Genomic DNA, 18,707 nt, shown 5'->3' on the forward strand with positions numbered 1-18,707 from the left:
GCCGTGCCTCGTGCCACGTGAGCGCCCTGGTTACGGCTTGGTGGATGACGATGCACTGGCGGGCGTGTGCGCCTTGCCGGTCTTGCCCGGTTCACCCATATGGCCGCCCGGATGGCGATACATCTGGTCGGCCAGTTGCTTCTGTTCGGGCGAAAGCACGTCATAGAGATCGCTGAACGCCGAGGCCAGCTTCTTCATGTTGTCGGCATGGGTCTCGGTAAGGTCCGCATACGACTTCATCGCATCGGGCGCCTTCATGCCGGGCAGCTTTTGCGCCCGTTCGCGGAAGGCCTCGTCGGCCTTGCGCGCGTTGTCACGCATGGTCTGCGCAAACGCATCCCACTGCTTGGCCTGCTGGTCGGTGATTTTCAGCTGCGCGTGCAGATCGGCGATGCGGCGCTCAACGGCGTCGGCATGCTTCTGTGCGTGGTCCTTGGTGGATGGTGGCGTGGAGGTCGGCAGCTGCGGACCAGAGGTTTGCTGGGCCAGCGCCGGGCCGGTGGCCAGTGCAAAGGCAATCAACGCCGGCAGCGTCACGCTGCGAAGTGGGGTTTTCATGGCGGACTCCTTCTTCCATAGAACATTGCGGATCAATAACCATCGTCTTCGTAATAGACGACGCCCGGCGGTGGCGGGGGCGGCGGCGACGTATACACGACTGTCGGCGGTGGCTGTGGCGTATTCGAGTTGACGATCACCGCGCCAGCGGCGACACCCAGCAGTGCGCCTGCGACGATGGCGCCGGTGTCGTCATGGTCGTGGTGGTATTCGTGATATTCGCGGTGGTCGCGATCGTAGTGGCCGTAGCGGTCGTGCTCGTAATGCGGCGGCGGAGGCACGTGATCGTGGTGATAGCGGTCTTGCGCCACGGCCTGCAGCGGCAGCGCAAGCCATGCGGCGGTCACGAGCGGCGCAACGACCCAAGACAGTTTGTTGTTGCGGATTTTCATCGACATGCCCTCCGGCTACGCGGTGTATGGCATGTCCCGAGAGTAGGCGGGCCAACGTGCACGGCGGCCCAATGCAAGGGGTTCGCCGGCTGTGCCTTCGGCCGGCGTTTGTTTATGTCAGCGCGGCGTGAGCGCGCATGGACGATTTCATCTGCCGCTCAGGAGCGCCGCCCCGGGCAGGGGGGCGTCCTCGTCCTCGTTCAGCGGGCGGCGACGAAATCGATCTTGTCCATGCCCTGCCGTTTTGCGCTGGCAATGACGGCAGCGACGACCTGATAGGAGGCGCCATCGGCCGGGTCGATCTGCAGAGCGGGAGGCGATGCCCCATGCGTGGTGAGGGCCAGCTGCGCTTCCAGCATGGCAGGGTTGACCGGGGTATCGTTCCAGTACATCGAACCATCCGCATGGATGGCCAAACGGATGGCTTGCGGTGTTTCCACGCGCGTCGTCTTTCCAGGTTGTGGCAGGTCGAGCTTGAGCTTGTGGGTGAGCACCGGCGAGGTGATCATCATGATCACCAGCAATACCAACAGGACATCCACCAGCGGCGTGACGTTGATTTGCGCAAGGGGAACAGCCGAAACACGTGCAGAGAAAGCCATGGTTCTTCCTCCTGACGGCGTGATGTGGCATCGATGTGGACGCCGGAACGTGGGGACGCGCCGGCAGCTCCAGCATAGAACCGCACGGCCAAATGGCGGTAGTCCCGGGTCGGCGACGGCGAAGGTTGCGGTAACCTGGGCCCGTCTCCGATGCCTGTCGCCCATGAACTCCCGTCGCCAGCCACCTCATCCGCCACAGGCCGACCTGCTCGGCGGTGGATCGTGACCCACGCAGGTCCATCGCCTCTTCTTCGCCCTGCTGCCGGACGAGGCGGTGCGCCAGCGCATCGAACATGCCGCTGCCGGCGCGGCGATCGCGCAGCACCTGCGCGCGCGCATGATCCGGCCGGCGCGGTATCACGCGACGCTGCATTTTCTCGGCGACCATCCCCTGATGCGGGAAGACATCGCCAGGGCGGCCCTGCATGCGGCAGGGACAGTGCGGGCCGAGCCGTTCGAGCTGGTGCTGGACAGCGCGTCCGGTTTCCATGGTCGCGAGCCGCCCTGCGTGCTGCGTTGCACGCAAACACCATCGGCATTGCAAGCCTTGTGGCAGGACCTGCGTGACGCATTGCTGCGTGCAGGGTTGGGCGCACACCTTTCGCGCAGCCTCACTCCGCACGTCACGTTTGCCTACAACCGTGGTGCGGTGCCGCAGGCAGTGCCGGTGCAGCCGATCCATTGGCAGGTCGAGGGTTTCAGCCTGTTGCACAGCATCGTCGGCGGCGGAGACTACCGCGTCCTGGGCACGTGGCGCTTCCGGTCGCCATAGACGTGCGGACGTCTGGCAGGCCATCCACCGCAAAAAAATCCCGGCAGTCGCACCCACGGCGGCGGTAACAGGACATACTCACGGCTCCTTCCGACGTTGGTAAAGGCGCCATGCTCAAACCGCTGCTCGCTTCGCTGTTGACCCTTTCCGTCGCCGCGCCGGCCTCGGCCGCCACGCTGGATGCCAACCAGGCGCAGGCGCGCGACATCTTCAGCCACCTCATCGCGTTCAAGACCGAGATCGGCCAGGGACAGGTGCCGGTGATGGCCAAGTACCTCGCCGACCAGTTCCGCGCAGCGGGCTTTCCCGATTCGGACATCCATATCATTCCTCACGGCGAAACCGTGGCGATGGTGGTGCGTTACCGGGGCGACGGCAGCGGCGGCAAGCCCATCGGCCTGATGGCGCACATGGACGTGGTGACGGCGAAGCCGGAAGACTGGCAGCGCGATCCGTTCACGCTGGTCGAAGAGAACGGCTATTTCTATGGACGCGGCACCGAAGACATCAAGAGCGGCGTCACCGTGCTCGCCGCCAACTTCATCCGCCTGAAGAAAGAACATTTCGTGCCCACGCGTGACCTCGTCATCATCTACACCGGCGATGAGGAAACCTCGCAGGACACCATGGAAGACCTGGTCAAGAACCATCGTGACCTGGTCGACGTGGAATACGCGCTCAACACCGACGCCGGTGGCGGCGAGCTGAGCGAGTCGGGCAAGCCGCTGGTGTTCGGCGTGCAGACGGCCGAGAAGGCCTACGCCAGTTTCGAGCTGACCACCCATAACGCGGGTGGCCACAGCTCGCTGCCGCGCAAGGACAACGCCATCTACGAGCTGGCCGATGCGCTGAAAAAGGTGCAGGCCTACCAGTTCCCGGTGATGTGGAACGACACCACCATCGCTTCGTTCAAGGCACTGGGTGCCACCACGCAGGGCAAGCTGGGCGAGGCGATGCGGGCCTTTGCCAAAGACCCGCACGATGAAGCCGCCGCCGCGGTGCTGGCCGATGAACCTTCCGAGGTAGGCAAGACGCGCACGACCTGCGTGGCCACGCTGCTGCGCGGCGGCCATGCCGACAACGCCTTGCCGCAATCGGCCACGGCCACCATCAACTGCCGGATTTTCCCCGGTGTGGCCATCGACACGGTGCAGAAGGCGCTGCAGGACCAGGTGGGTTCCAAGGTCGAGGTCAAGCTGGTCGGCAAGGCCATCGCCAGCGATGCCTCCCCCTTGCGGCCGGACGTGATGGCGGCGGTCACCAAGGCCGTGCATGCCATCCGCCCGGGCGTGGCCATTACGCCGATCCAGGAATCGGGCGCCACGGATGGCCTGTACTTCCGCGCCGTGGGTATTCCCACCTATGGCGTCAACGGCATGTTCATGAAGACCAGCGATGCGTTCGCGCATGGCCTCAATGAGCGCGTGCCGGTGAAGGGCTTCTACGATGACCTGGCCTATTGGCACGTATTGCTCACCACCGTGGCTGGCAAGTCCGGCACGAAGTGAGCGCCGGCGTGGTATGCCGAAATTCCTGGTGCGGTTTCTCCCGTGGGGGCGCAGAATGGCGCCCCCACACCTGACTACGGAGTTCGTCATGCGTCCGACCGTTCTAGCCGTGCTGGTTGCTCTCGCCTTGCCTGTCGCCACCGCGGTGGCCGCGCCGCCGGCGCACTCGAATGTTCCCGCCTACGTCACCGCGGCCATCAACGATCCCGCCCGCAAGAGCGACGTCGGCGACGACGATCGCCGCAAGCTCGCCGACCTCATGACCTTCGCCGAGGTGAAGCCTGGCCAGGTGGTGGTGGACCTGATCCCGGGCAGCAGTTATTTCACGCGCGTGTTCAGCGCCATCGTGGGGCCCAAGGGCAAGGTCTATTCGGTGTGGCCGAACGAATACGGCATCGAGGCAAAGTCCGATGTGCAGACGTCCAAGGCGCTGGTGGCCGATCCGCATTACGCCAACGTCGGCGTGCTGATGGTGCCGGCCAAGGAGTTCAAGGTGTCCGAGCCGGTGGATCTGGTGTTCACCTCGCAGAACTACCACGACTATCCCGACAAGTTCATGGGCAACGTCGATCCCGCCGTGTTCGACAAGCAGGTGTTCGATTCGCTCAAGCCGGGTGGCCTGTTCGTGATCATCGACCATGTGGCCGAGGCAGGCTCGGGCATGCGCGATACCGATACGCTGCATCGCATCGATCCCGCCATTGTGCGCAAGCAGGTGGAATCGGTCGGCTTCAAGTTCGACGGCCAGAGCGATGTGCTGCGCAACCCGGCCGATCCGCATAACATCAAGGTCTTCGACAAGGCGATCCGTGGTCACACCGACCAGTTCGTCTACCGTTTCCGCAAGCCTGGCTAATGTTTTGACTGATCCACAACGTCCCACCACGGCGGAGGGCGCTCCGGCGCCCTCCAACGATCCGCCTCCCACGCGTCCCCAACGCCCCGACGACGAAGACTGCTGCGGCCAGGGCTGCGTACCTTGCATCTTCGACCTCTACGACGAAGCCATGGGCCGCTATCGCGACGCACTGGCCGCCTGGAAGGAACGCCATCCGGACGAGTCTCCCGAGTAATCCAACGCGAACCCTCTCCCTGGAGGAGCGCACCCAGTGCGCGATCGCCGTTTGGTAGCACCGACGTGGACTCTACCTCTGTGGGAGCGCACCCTGTCCGCGACATGCCTGCAAGGACATCGCAGCACATGGGAAAGGGCGAGAACCAATCACGGGATACATCGCCGCGGGACGGTCGCGCACTGGGTGCGCTCCCACGGTGATGCGTCCCTGTACTACGGCGCGGGTGCCGGCATGAACTTGAACGATGGCGTCTCCACGAACTGCCCCGATACCTCGCCGGAATACACCTGCCCGTTTGCCATCGTGAGCTTCTTCACCGGTGCGCCGGGCCTGAGGTCGAGCTTGTGCAGGTCGACCCAGAACGTATTAGGCCGCGTGGCCGAATCGAAGTAGTAGACGAGGTTCTTCTGGTCAGCCACGGTATGCCAGATCGTGGACGAAAGATTGGGCTGGTCCGGCGTACTGATCCCCAGCGGCACGCTCACCGCGCGCTGCACGCTCATCACCTCGGCCACCGCCTGATAGGCGTAGGACTGGTTCGGCACGCCCGCGATGTAGTTCGGGTCGAGCTGCTTGGGCACGGCGTCGAGCAGGAAGGAGGCGCGCGCGAAGCGATCGGCGGCGCGATTGGTACCGGGCAGGAATGTCAGCCCACCGATGCTTTCCCAGTATTCGTAGAGCGCCAGCTGCTTGTCGTAGATCGGCGAGTTGGTCATGACCTTGTACTGGCGCCCATGATGGATCACCAGCTTGCCGTGCACGTATTCGAAGATCGCCGAGTCGCCGCTCGCATCGGAAATCGACATGTGGATGGTGAGCGGTTTGCCGTTGGGCAGCGGCGGGGCAATGATCTGGAATGGCTCCTTCGCCAGCACCTTCACCATCTCGTCCACGCTGGCGAAATTGTCCAGGACGTACTGGCCCCACAGGCTGATGGCCATGTGCGGCCGCTTGCGGTCGGGTGCGCCGTAGTCGGTCTCGGCCAGATACAGCGCATTCATCACCAGGCCTTTCTCGTTGATGCCGTCGACGCTGCCGATGTCGTAGCCGGCCGTGATCACGCTGCCGTAGCGCGAGGTCCAGGCAGGCGAGTTCGGCCCCGCGTTGCCATCGCGCTTGATGCCCGCAGGGAAGATCCACAGGTTCGAACCCATGTCTTCGGACCAGTCCATGTTGCGACCGGTGATCACCGTGTTGTCGGCGCCGACATAGAGCGTGCGGGTGCAGGGCAGGGCGGGGAAGGCGAGGACGGTCGCAGCGAGCCCCGCGGCGAAAGCCAGCAGATGACGGTACATGAGCTACCCCTGCGAAGAATGTGTCGGCAAGAGAGCACGGCTGCGATGAAGGCACCGTATTGCTTGGCCACTCGCTTCCAGGGCATGGCCTGCGCGCAATGACCTACGCGGGATGAATGCCGCGATCGCGTGCTGGTGCGCTCCTACTGGGGGCGCTTTACACTGCGGGCCTCGTTCGAGCGGATGTTCCGATGCACTACCGATTGCTCGCCCTGCTGGGCGGCCTGTTGCTGCTGGCTTCGGGCGCCACGTTTGCCCAGGCGCCGCATACCGTCCTGCTCGAAGACCTCACCTGGACCGAGATTCGCGACCAGGTGAATGCGGGCAAGACCACCATCATCATTCCCATCGGCGGTACCGAGCAGAGCGGCCCGGGCATCGCGGTCGGCAAGCACAACGCGCGTGCCGTTTATCTCTCGAAGAAGATCGCCGAGCGGCTGGGCAACGCGCTGGTGGCACCCGTCGTCGCCTACGTGCCCGAGGGTGGCGTGGCGCCGCCGAGTTCGCACATGCGCTTTCCCGGCACGATCACCGTGCCGGATGCGGTCTTCGAGCAGATGCTGGAATCGGCCGCCCAGAGTTTTGCCGTGCACGGTTTCCGCAACGTCGTGTTCCTCGGTGACCACGGCGGCTACCAGAAGGACCTGGACCGCGTGGCGGCGAAGCTCAACAAGGCATGGGCCGGCAAGGCCAGGGCCATCGTGCCGCCGGAGTACTACGCCAGCTCGTCCGAGGGCTATGCGCAGCAGTTGCGTCAGCGTGGCTATCGTGACGACGAGATCGGCACCCATGCGGGCCTGGCCGATACCTCGCTGCAGCTGGCCGTGGCGCCGCAGATGGTCCGTCTGGACACGCTACAGCACGGCCCGAAGCTCGGGCAGGCCGACGGCGTCTACGGCGGCGATCCCCGCCGTGCCTCGGCCGACCTCGGTCAGTTGGGCATCGATGCTATTGTGTTACATACCGTCGACGCCCTGAAGAAAGCCACCCAGGGGCGCTGAGGCCCTCTCAGGGGCACCCTCCCACCTCCATACAAGCTGTCCGCACATGGCCATCGCTCATTCCCTGCGTTCCCTTCGCCTGTCCCGCTTCGTCCCGTTCGCGCTCGCTGCCGCATGCATCGGCGGCAATGCCCTGGCGGCTTCGTCCGTCAACACCGTTCCCGGCATGCCGGCGGTGGTCAACCCCGCCAACATGTACAGCGAGTCCGGCCTCGGCCATGTGAGCCCCGAGGTCGCCAAGGACCTGCCGCGCATCTACGTGCCCAACCTGCGTTCCAACGATGTGTACGTGATCGATCCGGCCACCTACAAGGTGGTGGACAAGTTCAAGGTCGGCGAGGGTCCGCAACACGTCGTGCCGTCGTGGGACATGCGCACGCTGTGGGCGACCAACAACGCCGAGCGCAAGAACGACGGCAGCCTCACGCCGATCGATCCGCGTACCGGCAAGCCGGGCAAGGCGGTCGCGGTGGATGACCCGTACAACATGTACTTCACGCCGGACGGCAAGGAAGCGATCGTGGTGGCCGAGGCGCACGCGCGCCTGGACTTCCGCGACGCGCATACCATGGCGCTGCACTCGAGCCTGTCGGCGCCGGAGTGCAAGGGCATCAACCACGCCGAGTTCTCCATCGACGGCCGCTATGCCATCTTCACCTGCGAGTTCACCGGCAAGCTCACCAAGATCGACATGGTGAACCGCAAGGTGCTGGGCTACCTCGACCTGTCCAAGAAGGGCATGCCGCAGGACATCCGCGCCTCCGCTGACGGCAAGACCTTCTACGTGGCCGACATGATGGCCGATGGCGTCTATCTGATCGACGGCGACGCCTTCAAGCAGGTCGGTTTCATCAAGACCGGCGTGGGCACGCATGGCCTCTACCCGAGCCGCGACGGCAGCAAGCTGTATGTCGCCAACCGCGGTTCGAACAAGATCCATGGTCCCAAACACGGCAAGGGCAGCGTCTCGGTGATCGACTTCAAGACGCAGAAGGTGGTGGCGAACTGGCCGATCCCTGGCGGCGGCAGCCCGGACATGGGCAACGTGAGCGCGGATGGCAAGACGCTATGGCTGTCCGGCCGCTTCGATGACGTGGTGTATGCGATCGACACCACCAGCGGCCAGGTGCGTTCCATCAAGGTGGGCCAGGAGCCGCATGGTCTTACCGTGTGGCCGCAGCCGGGCCGTTACTCGCTGGGACATACCGGCATCGTGCGCTGAGGTTTTTCCTCACGCGGAAACGCCAACGCCTGGCTCGAAAGAGGCGGGCGTTTTTCTTGCCGCCGTGGCATCGCATGGTTGTCGCCTTTTCCGGCCCTCCTGGTTAAAGTGTGATGAGAATCACATTTTTGCCATGAATCACGGAGCGATGGATGAGGGGCAGGCAGCGAATCGGGCAGTGGCTGTGCCGGGTGTTCCGGCACAAGTGGGAGCGCCCCGAGCCAGGTCGCCGTGAATGCACGCGCTGCGGCCGCATCGAGCAACGCGGCTGGCGTTAGAGCCGAGTCGGCGGGGCGCTGGCAATCGGAGCCGGCGTCCCCACATCCAAGGCTTCCACGCCGAGGAGGCCGCATGATTCCGTTTTCCGTACTCGATCTGGCACCGGTCACCGAGGGCAGCAACGCCACGCAGGCGTTCGCCAACACCCTCGATCTGGCGCAGCGCGCCGAGCAATGGGGCTATACCCGGTACTGGCTGGCCGAACACCACAACATGCCCGGCATCGCCAGCGCGGCGACGGCCGTGCTGATCGGTCATGTGGCCGGCGGCACCTCGACCATACGCGTGGGCGCGGGCGGCATCATGCTGCCGAACCACGCGCCGCTGCAGGTGGCCGAACAGTTCGGCACGCTGGCGTCGCTCTATCCCGGCCGGATCGACCTGGGCCTGGGCCGCGCGCCAGGCACCGACCACCCGACCGCACGCGCCTTGCGCCGCTACTTCGACAGCGCCGAAGCCTTCCCCCAGGACGTGGCGGAACTGCTCGCGTATTTCCAGCCGGCGACGCCCGATCAGCCGGTACGCGCCGTGCCGGGGGCCGGCATCGAGGTACCGGTGTGGCTGCTCGGCTCAAGCCTGTTCAGTGCGCGGCTGGCGGCTGCCATGGGCCTGCCGTTCGCCTTCGCCTCGCACTTCGCCCCGGATGCGATGGACGAGGCGCTGGCGCTGTACCGCCGTGATTTCCGACCGTCCGCGCGCCTGCAGGCGCCGTACGCGATGCTCGGCATCAACGTGGTGGCGGCCGGCAGCGATGCCGAGGCGCGGCGCCTGTTCACCACGCAGCAGCAGAGCTTCATCAACCTGCGCCGCGGCCGGCCCGGTCTCATTCCTCCGCCGATCGACGACATCGAAACCTACTGGACGCCCACCGAAAAGTTCGGCGTCGAACGCGCACTGGCCTGCGCCGTGGTGGGTGATGCGCACACGGTAAAGGAAGGCCTTGAAGCGTTCGTGGCGCGGCACCGCCCCGACGAACTGATGGTCACCGCCAATGTGTTCGAGCACGAAGCGCGGTGCCGTTCCTTCGATATGGTGGCGAAGCTGCGGCAGGAGATGGCCGCCTAGCCGCCGATATCGGTAGGAGCGCACCCAGTGCGCGACCGCGGCGCATGGTTGCCATCGTGGTGCAGGTTTATCGCGCACAGGGTGCGCTCCTACAGGGAGACAAAGGCGACTCAGGCCGGGTGAAGTGCTCCCTGGGTTTCCCCTAATTAGCAGTCGCGGAAGGTGATGGCGTCGTCCTGACCAGCCGACAGCTGCAGGAGCGCACCCAGTGCGCGACCGCGGCGTTGCGTTGTCACCGCTCCGTAGGTTTATCGCGCACTGGGTGCGCTCCTACAAAGGACTGCGGCGCAACTCAGGGTTGGGCGAAATTCTGCCGCAGATCCTGGCGGCAACGCGCGAGCAACTGGGCGGGGAACTGGGTGATCGCGTTGTCGGTGTAGCCAGCTTCGCCATCCAGCAGGCCATGCTCGGTGAGCTGCTGGCACATGGCCAGTCGCTGTGCAGCATGCAGTACGCGGCTCATGGGCTGCTCCATGGCTTCGGGCATGGTTTCCGCGTGCTCCACCAGCGCATCGAGAACCACCGGCGGCAGATCCCAGTGGCGGCCGGCCTGCACGCTGAGCCGGGCAGCGATGCGCGCGCAGCCGGCGATGAAGGCGGGCGAGCAGGCGGGCAGGGACTGGCCCAGGTCCTTGTCGAGCAACCGTGCCATCGCGCCCAGCCCGGTATAGCCGACCAGCCCGGCCAACTGTGCTTCGAACGGATCGCACTGGCCCTTGCTGAGGAACACGGCGGCATGCGCACAGCGCTCCGCGTGGTCCCATAGCCGCTGACCGATTACCTGGCCGTTCGCGCCGGCGCTCGCCATCAGGATGGGCTTCATCACGTAGACCGACACCACATGGCGCAGGCCGACCTGGCCCAGCAGCACCACGGCGTGCTGCAGGCTGCCGATGGGGTGGGCGGTGCGATATGCCACGCTCCCGGTGACGCGCATGACTTCGCCCACCAGCACCGGGTCGCGGCGGATCAGGTTGGCCAGCTGCGCGCCGTTGAGGTTGTCGCTCTTCATGGCGCGCATCAGCTGCGGCAGCACCGTGGGCATGCGAGGCAGGGTGCGCACATCGAAACGGCCGCTGTCGCACAGTTCGCCCAGCCGCTGCAGCAGCACCTGCTCGCGGCCCAGGTTGGCGTGATCGCCGGCGTTCACCGGCAGGTTGAGGATGAAACGGTGGAAGCGCTCCTCGACGTCGTTGCAGGTCAGGGAGCGGAGGCCCGTGTCGTCGAGGCTTGCCGAGGTATCGCGCCCGAGCGCAGCCGGACGCGGCGCCGGCGTTGCAGGGCCGCGCTCACGTGCGAAAAACCGCCACCAGTAACCCATCATCGCCCCTCGGTCTCCCTCGACTCACGCCTCCGCTCCGCTTCTGTATCGGCATGGCCAGGCAAACATGTAGGCTCGATCGGCGGACCTGCGACGGGATGCTCAAGCCGGCGCGTCTGCCCGCAAACGCTGGATCCAGCGGGCCGCGCCCAGGCCCGCAAGGCGACCGCTGGCGAAGCAGGCGGTGAGCAGGTAGCCACCGGTCGGCGCCTCCCAGTCCAGCATCTCGCCGGCGCAGAACACGCCGGGCAGGTCGGCAAGCATCTGGTGGCCATCCAGCGCTTCCAGGCGTACGCCGCCGCCGCTGCTAATGGCCTCCTCGATCGGACGAGGCTGCTTGAGCACTAGTGGCAGGCGCTTGATGGTGCGCGCCAGGGCCTCGGGGTCATGGAACTGGTTACGGTCCAGCACTTCGTGCAGCAGCGCTGCCTTGACGCCCGCCAGGCCGGTCTGTCTTCGCAGGTGCTCGCTCATCGAGCGGCTGCCGCGCGGCTTGGCGAGGTCGGCGCGCAGGCGATCGAGTGTGCGATCGGGGGCGAGATCCAGCGTCACGGTGGTCGATCCATGTGCGGCGACGGCATCGCGCAGCAGGCCGGAAAAGGCATAGATCAAGCTGCCCTCGATGCCCGTGGCGGTGATGACGCATTCGCCCTGCCGGGCGTGCTCGCGGCCGTGGGCGTCCGCCAGGTGGATCACCACGGGTTTCAGCGGCGCGCCAGCGAAACGGCTGGCGAGGTGGTCGGTCCAGCCGATGTCGAAGCCGCAATTGGACGGCACCAGCGGTGCGACCGGCACGCCACGTTCGATGAGCCATGGTTGCCACGTGCCATCGGAACCGAGCTGCGGCCAGCTGCCGCCGCCCAGCGCCAGCACCACGGCGTCCGCGCGAATCATGCGTTCGCCTTCCGGCGTGTCCATGCGCAAGGTGCCGTCCGTATTCCAGCCAAGCCAGCGGTGATGCACATGGAAGCGCACGCCGCTCTCGCGCAGGCGATGCACCCAGCCGCGCAGCAGCGGAGCGGCCTTCAGGTCGCTGGGAAACACGCGGCCCGAGCTGCCGACAAAGGTCTCCACGCCCAGCCCGCGCGCCCATTCGCGCAGGGCGTCGGCGTCGAAGGTGTCCAGCCATTGGCTCACCTCCTTCGCCCGCGATCCATAGCGCTGCACGAAGTCGGGCTTGGGTTCGCCATGCGTGAGGTTCATGCCGCCCTTGCCGGCGATGAGGAACTTGCGGCCCACCGAACCCTTGCCCTCGAAGACATCGACCTCGATGCCGGCCGCACGCGCCGTTTCGGCCGCCATCAGGCCAGCGGGGCCGCCGCCGATGATGGCGAGGCGAACGTGGGTGTGCGGGGCAGAAGACATGAGCGGCGTCAGTTCGGCGGCGTGGCCGCCATGCGCGATTGCGGCTCGACCGAGACGCTCGCCGTGTCGCTCATGATCTCGAGCTGGCCATCCTGGATCAGGCATTGCAGGCGCATGCCGCGCTCGGACATGGCCGCCAGCAGGTCCACCGTTTCGGCAGGAATATCCAGCACGGTGAGGTTGCGGTTGCGGCTCAGCGAACTGCCGATCTTGTCCCACCAGATGTCCGCGCTGCGGCCGCTGTAATTGATCACCACCACGTGCTGCGCGCGGCCACATGCCTTGCGGATGCGAGCCTCGTCGGGCTGGCCGAGCTCGATCCACTGCTCGATCTCGCCGGTGTACGCCTTGCGCCATAGCGCCGGTTCATCGTCGTCGCTCAGGCCCTTGCCGAACTCAAGGCGTTCGTCGGCGTACAGCGCGAAGGCCAGCAGGCGCACCATCAGGCGTTCGGCCGTTTCGGATGGATGCCGCGCCACCGTCAGCGCATGGGTCGCGTAGTAGTGCCGGTCCATGTCGCTGACCTGGAGCTCGGCCTTGTAGATGGTGGCGTTGAGGGCCATGAGGGTGCCTGCGGGAGGTAACCACCCATTGTACTTGGCCGACGCGATCCACCGCTTCACCGCGATAAATCAGCTGCGGGGCAGCAGATCCAGCAGTGGCTTGACCAGATCCATGGGCAGCGGGAACACGATGGTCGACGCCTTGCCGCTGTTGGACATGTCGGCCATGGTCTGCATGTAGCGCAGCTGCAGGGCCTGCGGCTGCTGGGAAAGCATGGCGGCGGCATCGCGCAGCTTTTCCGCGGCCTGCAGTTCGCCGTCGGCATGGATCACCTTCGCGCGCCGCTCGCGTTCCGCCTCGGCCTGGCGTGCGATGGCGCGCACCATGGTCTCGTTGAGATCCACGTCCTTGATCTCGACATTGCTCACCTTGATGCCCCAGGGGTCGGTGGCTTCGTCGAGGATCTGCTGCAGGCTGTGGTTGATCGAATCGCGCTGCGAAAGAATGTCGTCGAGATCGTGCTGGCCGAGCACCGAGCGCAACCTCGTCTGCGCGAGCTGGCTGGTGGCCTGCAGGAAGTCGGATACCTGCAGGATCGCCTTGTCCGGTTCCACCACCCGGAAATACACCACGGCATTGACGCGCACCGAGACATTGTCGCGGGAGATCACGTCCTGCGGCGGCACGTCCATCACCGTCACGCGCAGGTCCACGCGCATCATGCGTTGCACGAAGGGAACGAGGATGAACAAGCCCGGCCCTTTCGTACCGGTGTAGCGGCCCAGCGTCAGCACCACGCCGCGCTGGTACTCGGGCAGCACCTTGATCGACATGAACAGCAAGGCAAGCACCCACACCACGATCACACCGAAGAAGCCGTACATGAGCATCGTCTCCTGAGTTCGACCTAGGCCGGAGTTACCCACAACAGCAGGCCATCACGGCCCACGACCCGCACACGCGCGCCGGCGGGCAGGGCAGATTCGCAGCGCACGCGCCATTGCTCGCCACCGATGAGCGCCCAGCCCTCGCCATCGGGGCCAATCGCCTGCATCAGCTCGCCGGTGGCCAGCAGCATCTGCGTGTCGCCGTGGAACAATCGCGTTCGTCGCGAGCGGCGTACCAGCCGCAGCAACAGCACGAGCAGCGCCATCGCCGAAAAGGCGATGCCGCCGATCACGCCGAGATTCACGGCATAGCCCGGTACGCCACGGTTGAACAGCATGATCGAGCCGATCACGAAGGCGATCACGCCACCGATGCCGATAGCACCCACCGAGGGCGCGAGCGTTTCGGCCACGATCAAGCCGATGCCGAGCGTCATCAACGCGAGGCCCGCGTAGTTCACCGGCAGCAGCTGCAACGCATAGAGCCCCACCAGCAGGCAGATCGCACCGGCCACGCCCGGCAGCAGCACGCCAGGATGAAACGCCTCGATCACCAGCCCATACATGCCGGCGAGCAGCAGCAGGTAGGCGATGGTGGGGTGGGTCACGAGGTCGAGCAGATGGGTACGCCAGTTGGGCGCGTAATCGCGAATGGGCAGGCCCGCCGAATGCAATGTGATGTCGGTGCCAGCGACGCGCACGCGCCGTCCGTCGGCGCGTGCAAGCAGCGTGCTGGTATCGCCGACGACGAAGTCGATCACATGTTTCTGCAGTGCTTCGTCGGCCGTGAGCGTCGCGGCGCCACGCACGGCCTGTTCGGCCCAGTCGGCATTGCGTCCATTGAGCTGCGCGAGCGAACGGATCGAGGCGATGGCGTCGTTGAGCACCTTGTTGGTTTCCGCGTCAGGGGACGGCGTCGGCGCCGTGCCCGATGGCGCCGGCGTATTGCCGATCGGCAATGGACTGGCGCCGCCCAGCGATACCGGTGTGGCGGCGCCCAGATGTGTCGCCGGCGCCATCGCCGCCACCTGGCAGGCGTAGAGGATGTAAGTGCCCGCCGAAGCGGCCCGCGCACCCGATGGCGCGACATAGCCCAGTACGGGCTGATGGGCTGCAAGGATGCTGGCGATGATGGAGCGCATGGAATCGGACAAACCGCCGGGCGTGTCCATCTGCAGCACGACCACCGTAGCGCCATCGCGGTTCGCGCGCTCCAGACTGTTGTCGACGTATTCGGCGCTGGCGGGTCCAATGGGGCCGGTGAGTTCGATGCGGGCGGCAAAGGCGCCGGCACGCGCGGGGCCTCCGGCGGCCTGTCCGGCTGCCATCACGGTCGCCAGCGCCAGCAAAACGCCGGCCGACATCAAGAGCCATCGCATCACGCGGCGCCTCCTCGACGCTCGGCTTCAGAGTGCACCCGGGAATGTTTTGCCTGTGTGAGACACCGCGGAGGGCATCCCCTTCAACGTGCGAAGGCGCGTGCTTGTCTGCCAAGGCGGATTCCGCGGCCCGGGCGCATGCCGCCGGCAAGGCGCCCGCATCACGGCGCGTCGATGGCTGGACGTCACGTGCTCATTGCAGTTCCGCTTGCGAAGGCTGGCAACGCCGGGGAACGAAACGTATCGGCCTCAGCCGTAGACCGGCCGGCCTTGCGCGTCGAGCAGGCCATGCGCGACCAGCCATTGCCGTGCGTTTTCCGCGTCCTGCTCGAACCACGCCTGCGTCGAGCCGAGGCGGAACGAATAGCCCCAGGCATCCATGTCGGTCATCAGGCGCTGGCGTCCCACGCCGGGCAGTTCGTCCGCCAGCACGATCTGCAGGTAGCAGGTGGCGTCTTCCTCGGCGATCGAATCGGTGGCGTCGGTGTGCACGGACGCGCGCCGCTCCGCCGGCAGCACGATCAGGTGCCCGGCTTCATGAAGCAACGAATGCACCGGCGTGTCGCCGCGTGCATACACGGTGGTACCGATGATGCCGGCTTCATCGTCGCCCCAGAAACTGCCGGGAATGGCCGCATCGGATTCGACGCGTTGCAGTTGCAGGCCATAGCGCGCCAGCAGCGCAGCCGGCGCGTCGAAGCCGATGGCATCGAGGCGCATCACGCTGGCTTCGGCGGGCGACATGGGGGATTCGGATGACATGGAAACATCGGCCGCCGGGGGCGGCGGTGAAGCAGAGAGATCGTGGCACGGGGCGCCCCATGCCACGATGGCATCAGCCAGCGGGCTTGGCGTGATCAGGCAGTGCCACGGAAAGCTCGAGGATCTCGTGTCCGCTGTCGCGCTCGACGTTGATGTTGATGGCTTCGAGGTCGACGTGGACGTATTTCTTGATCACTTCGAGCAGCTCGTTGCGCAGCAACGGCAGGTAGTCGGGAGCGCCGCGGGTGGAGCGCTCCTGAGCCACGATGATGCGAAGACGCTCCTTGGCGACGGCTGCGGTGGGTTCCGGCTTGCGCTTCAGGAAATCAAGAATACCCATCGCGATCAGCCTCCGAATACGCGCTGGAAGAAGCCCTTCTTGGGCGCATCGAGGAAGCGCATGACACGTTCCTCGCCCAGGATGCGGGCGACGGTATCGCTGTAGGCCTGGCCGGCGAAGGAGTTCTCGTCGAGGATCACCGGCACGCCCGCGTTGGAGGCGGCCAGCACGTTTTCCGATTCCGGAATCACGCCGACGACGTTGATGCCGAGGATTTCCTCGACGTCCTTCACGCTGAGCATCTCGCCCACGGCCACGCGGGCCGGGTTGTAGCGCGTCAGCAGCAGGTGCTGCTTGATCGCGCCGTCGCCGCGCTCGGCGCGACGCGTCTTGCTGGAAAGCAGGCCCAGGATGCGATCGGAGTCGCGCACCGAGGACACTTCCGGGTTCACCACCACGACGGCGTGGTCGGCGAAATACATCGCCAGGTGCGCGCCCTTTTCGATGCCGGCAGGGGAATCGCACACGACGTAGTCGAAACCTTCCTTGCCCAGCTCCTCGAGCACCTTTTCCACGCCTTCCTGGGTGAGGGCGTCCTTGTCGCGCGTCTGGCTGGCGGCCAGCACGTACAGGCTCTCGTAGCGCTTGTCCTTGATGAGGGCCTGCTTGAGCGTGGCCTCGCCGTGGACGACGTTGACGAAGTCGTACACCACGCGACGCTCGCAACCCATGATCAGGTCGAGGTTACGCAGGCCTACGTCGAAATCGATCACCGCGACTTTCTTGCCGGCCATGGCAAGGCCCGTGGCAAGCGAGGCACTGGTGGTGGTCTTGCCTACGCCACCCTTGCCCGAAGTGACAACGATAATCTCAGCAGTCAAGGCTCATCTCCGCAAAATGCTTTGTTGTAGTAATGGGCTGTCGTCAAAGCTTGGCGATCAGCAATTTTTCCCCTTCGAGCCAGCATCGCACAGACTGGCCTTCCAGGTCCTTCGGAATTTGTTCAAACACGCGGTAGTGGCCGGCGATGGCCACCAGCTCCGCGCGGAAGTCGGAAATATAGATGCGCGCCTTCTCATCGCCCTGTGCGCCAGCCATCGCGCGGCCACGCAGGCCGCCGTAGATGTGGATGCTGCCGTCGGCGATGACTTCGGCGCCATTGGCCACCGTGCCGGTGACCACGAGATCGCGCTCGCGCGCATAGACCTGCTGGCCCGAGCGCACGGTGCCGTCGACATGCTGGGCTCCCAGTCCCGCGACGACCGGCTCCGGTTCGCTGCGCGCGGGTTCGGCGCGTCGCGGCGCTTCGGCGGCGGGCGCCGGGGCAGGCGGTGCCGGTGGCGCGATGCTGCCGCCGTCGGCCGGCTCGTAGGCCGCACGGAACTTGGCGATCAGCGGCAGGCCCATGCGGCGCGAGAGGGCTTCCACCTCGCTGGTGCCGTAGGCGAGGCCGACCGGCATCATGCCGGCGCTGCGCACGGCTTCGAGCAACGCATCGACCGTGCCGTCGTCGGGCAGGTTCAGCAGGTGACTGAGGTCCAGCACCACGGCGGCGCGTGAAAACAATTGCGGCGCGGCGCGAACGCGACGCTCCAGCTCGTCGCAGAGGGCGGCGGCATCGGCACGGCGCACGCGCACGTTGGCGATGCCGACCTGGCCGAAACGGAGGTCGCAGGCTTCTTGTGTATCCATTCGCGCATTCATGGGCGCCGCTCTCCCGCGAGGCGGCGCCGGGTGGTGTCAGGGTGATGGAGAGGACGCTGGCGTTCGGCCAGCCACGGCACATCGGGCAGGCCGTCGTGGTCCAGGTAGGTTTCGCGGACGAAGGCGTAGCTGGGCAGGTCCTTGGCCAGCAGGCTGACCTGCGGACCTTCGGTGGCCATGCGCTGCTGTCCCACTTCCTGGAAGCCGTAGGTGCCGTGGAACAGCACCACCACGTCGTCGCGCGGCTCCAGGAACACCTCGCAGGTGAGCAGGGGCACGCGCACCTCGGCATAGCTGGTCACGTCGCAATAGAAGATGCGACCCAGGCCATGGCGGCGGTAGGCGTTGGCGATGACGATGCGGTCGATGTAGACGAACTGCGGGTAGTGCTCGGAAAACCATTGGTAATTCGAGCTGTCGTAGTCGCTGCCGTCGCGCAGGGCGATCAGGAAGCCGGCCAGGTGGCCGTCGATCTCGGCCACGCGGAAATAATCCGCGTGGTCATAGAAGAAGCGCAGTTGGGTCGCGTCCAGGGCGAGGATGGTGCGGCCGGCGGCGTTGTTGAGCGCCAGTACGGCATCCAGGTCGTGCTCTCGCACGTCGCGGATGGCAAGGGCCATTCGTTGCTCCGCTTTGTGTGGTTCGAGGACAAGACCGTTTGAAGCGGCCCCACGTAACGGGCGGCATTATGACATGCGTACGGCGCCCGCACATAACACGGCGCACCATGTAAAA

At 65.8% G+C, this 18,707-nt stretch carries 20 protein-coding genes and 1 pseudogene; 7 read left to right on the forward strand and 14 right to left on the reverse strand.

The annotated features are described in order from the left end of the window. Positions 1-30: 30 nt before the first annotated feature. The 3 genes from CA260_RS06690 to CA260_RS06700 form a co-directional block, all read right to left on the reverse strand. Complete coding sequence (locus tag CA260_RS06690) at positions 31-558, reverse strand: Spy/CpxP family protein refolding chaperone (RefSeq protein ID WP_111981585.1); 528 nt, start codon at positions 556-558, stop codon at positions 31-33. A gap of 32 nt (positions 559-590) precedes the next feature. Then, a complete protein-coding gene (locus tag CA260_RS06695) occupies positions 591-950 on the reverse strand; it encodes a hypothetical protein (RefSeq protein ID WP_111981587.1) in 360 nt (119 codons plus the stop codon). 200 nt (positions 951-1,150) lie between these two features. Then, the gene (locus tag CA260_RS06700) at positions 1,151-1,552 is read right to left on the reverse strand and encodes an ExbD/TolR family protein (protein WP_111981589.1); all 402 of its coding nucleotides are present in this window, start codon (positions 1,550-1,552) and stop codon (positions 1,151-1,153) included. A gap of 253 nt (positions 1,553-1,805) precedes the next feature. Between CA260_RS06700 and CA260_RS06705 the strand changes: the two are divergent. From CA260_RS06705 to CA260_RS06720, 4 genes and pseudogenes are all read left to right on the forward strand, one after another. Then, positions 1,806-2,324 (forward strand): annotated as a pseudogene (locus CA260_RS06705) (2'-5' RNA ligase family protein); the annotation flags it as partial. 110 nt (positions 2,325-2,434) lie between these two features. After that, a complete protein-coding gene (locus CA260_RS06710) occupies positions 2,435-3,832 on the forward strand; it encodes a M20/M25/M40 family metallo-hydrolase (protein ID WP_111981591.1) in 1,398 nt (465 codons plus the stop codon). A gap of 88 nt (positions 3,833-3,920) precedes the next feature. Then, positions 3,921-4,688, forward strand: a complete 768-nt coding sequence (locus CA260_RS06715; protein WP_111981593.1) for a class I SAM-dependent methyltransferase — start codon at positions 3,921-3,923, stop codon at positions 4,686-4,688. Positions 4,689-4,692: 4 nt separating this feature from the next. Continuing rightward, positions 4,693-4,905 carry an oxidoreductase-like domain-containing protein gene (locus CA260_RS06720; protein WP_111981595.1) on the forward strand — a complete coding sequence of 71 codons (213 nt, stop codon included), beginning with the start codon at positions 4,693-4,695 and terminating at the stop codon, positions 4,903-4,905. A gap of 215 nt (positions 4,906-5,120) precedes the next feature. Here CA260_RS06720 and CA260_RS06725 read toward each other — a convergent pair whose 3' ends face one another. After that, a complete protein-coding gene (locus CA260_RS06725) occupies positions 5,121-6,203 on the reverse strand; it encodes a linear amide C-N hydrolase (protein WP_111981597.1) in 1,083 nt (360 codons plus the stop codon). Between the two features lie 191 nt (positions 6,204-6,394). On the opposite strand from CA260_RS06725, the gene CA260_RS06730 reads away from it, so the two are divergent. The 3 genes from CA260_RS06730 to CA260_RS06740 all read left to right on the forward strand — a co-directional run bounded on the left by CA260_RS06730 (position 6,395) and on the right by CA260_RS06740 (position 9,770). Further along, positions 6,395-7,204: a creatininase family protein gene (locus CA260_RS06730; RefSeq protein ID WP_111981599.1), complete on the forward strand. Its 810-nt coding sequence runs from the start codon at positions 6,395-6,397 to the stop codon at positions 7,202-7,204. A gap of 46 nt (positions 7,205-7,250) precedes the next feature. Then, on the forward strand, positions 7,251-8,426 hold the full coding sequence (locus CA260_RS06735; RefSeq protein ID WP_111981601.1) for a YncE family protein: 1,176 nt from the start codon (positions 7,251-7,253) through the stop codon (positions 8,424-8,426). Positions 8,427-8,777: 351 nt separating this feature from the next. Continuing rightward, the gene (locus CA260_RS06740; protein WP_111981603.1) at positions 8,778-9,770 is read left to right on the forward strand and encodes an LLM class flavin-dependent oxidoreductase; all 993 of its coding nucleotides are present in this window, start codon (positions 8,778-8,780) and stop codon (positions 9,768-9,770) included. A 292-nt stretch (positions 9,771-10,062) separates the two neighbouring features. On the opposite strand, the gene CA260_RS06745 is transcribed toward CA260_RS06740, so the two are convergent. From CA260_RS06745 to CA260_RS06790, 10 genes are all read right to left on the reverse strand, one after another. Next, positions 10,063-11,094 carry an HDOD domain-containing protein gene (locus CA260_RS06745; protein WP_238149631.1) on the reverse strand — a complete coding sequence of 344 codons (1,032 nt, stop codon included), beginning with the start codon at positions 11,092-11,094 and terminating at the stop codon, positions 10,063-10,065. Between the two features lie 99 nt (positions 11,095-11,193). Beyond that, positions 11,194-12,456: a TIGR03862 family flavoprotein gene (locus CA260_RS06750; RefSeq protein ID WP_111981605.1), complete on the reverse strand. Its 1,263-nt coding sequence runs from the start codon at positions 12,454-12,456 to the stop codon at positions 11,194-11,196. Positions 12,457-12,464: 8 nt separating this feature from the next. Beyond that, positions 12,465-13,019, reverse strand: coding sequence for a YaeQ family protein (locus tag CA260_RS06755; RefSeq protein WP_111981607.1), 555 nt, complete (start codon positions 13,017-13,019; stop codon positions 12,465-12,467). Positions 13,020-13,088: 69 nt separating this feature from the next. Continuing rightward, positions 13,089-13,844, reverse strand: coding sequence for a slipin family protein (locus CA260_RS06760; RefSeq protein ID WP_111983039.1), 756 nt, complete (start codon positions 13,842-13,844; stop codon positions 13,089-13,091). Positions 13,845-13,867: 23 nt separating this feature from the next. Continuing rightward, entirely contained in the window at positions 13,868-15,226 is a 1,359-nt protein-coding gene (locus CA260_RS06765; RefSeq protein ID WP_338065722.1) for a nodulation protein NfeD, read from the reverse strand. Between the two features lie 249 nt (positions 15,227-15,475). Further along, positions 15,476-15,988 (reverse strand): hypothetical protein, encoded by a 513-nt coding sequence (locus CA260_RS06770; protein WP_111981609.1) that lies wholly within the window; start codon positions 15,986-15,988, stop codon positions 15,476-15,478. A 73-nt stretch (positions 15,989-16,061) separates the two neighbouring features. Then, positions 16,062-16,328, reverse strand: coding sequence for a cell division topological specificity factor MinE (gene minE, locus CA260_RS06775; RefSeq protein WP_111981611.1), 267 nt, complete (start codon positions 16,326-16,328; stop codon positions 16,062-16,064). A gap of 5 nt (positions 16,329-16,333) precedes the next feature. After that, the gene (gene minD, locus CA260_RS06780) at positions 16,334-17,149 is read right to left on the reverse strand and encodes a septum site-determining protein MinD (protein ID WP_111981613.1); all 816 of its coding nucleotides are present in this window, start codon (positions 17,147-17,149) and stop codon (positions 16,334-16,336) included. Positions 17,150-17,192: 43 nt separating this feature from the next. Then, the gene (gene minC / locus CA260_RS06785) at positions 17,193-17,972 is read right to left on the reverse strand and encodes a septum site-determining protein MinC (protein WP_111981615.1); all 780 of its coding nucleotides are present in this window, start codon (positions 17,970-17,972) and stop codon (positions 17,193-17,195) included. After that, a complete protein-coding gene (locus CA260_RS06790; RefSeq protein WP_111981617.1) occupies positions 17,969-18,592 on the reverse strand; it encodes a GNAT family N-acetyltransferase in 624 nt (207 codons plus the stop codon). The genes minC and CA260_RS06790 overlap by 4 nt, the downstream gene beginning before the upstream one ends. Positions 18,593-18,707: the final 115 nt, after the last annotated feature.

Source organism: Dyella jiangningensis, assembly GCF_003264855.1.
GTDB classification, from domain to species: domain Bacteria; phylum Pseudomonadota; class Gammaproteobacteria; order Xanthomonadales; family Rhodanobacteraceae; genus Dyella; species Dyella jiangningensis_C.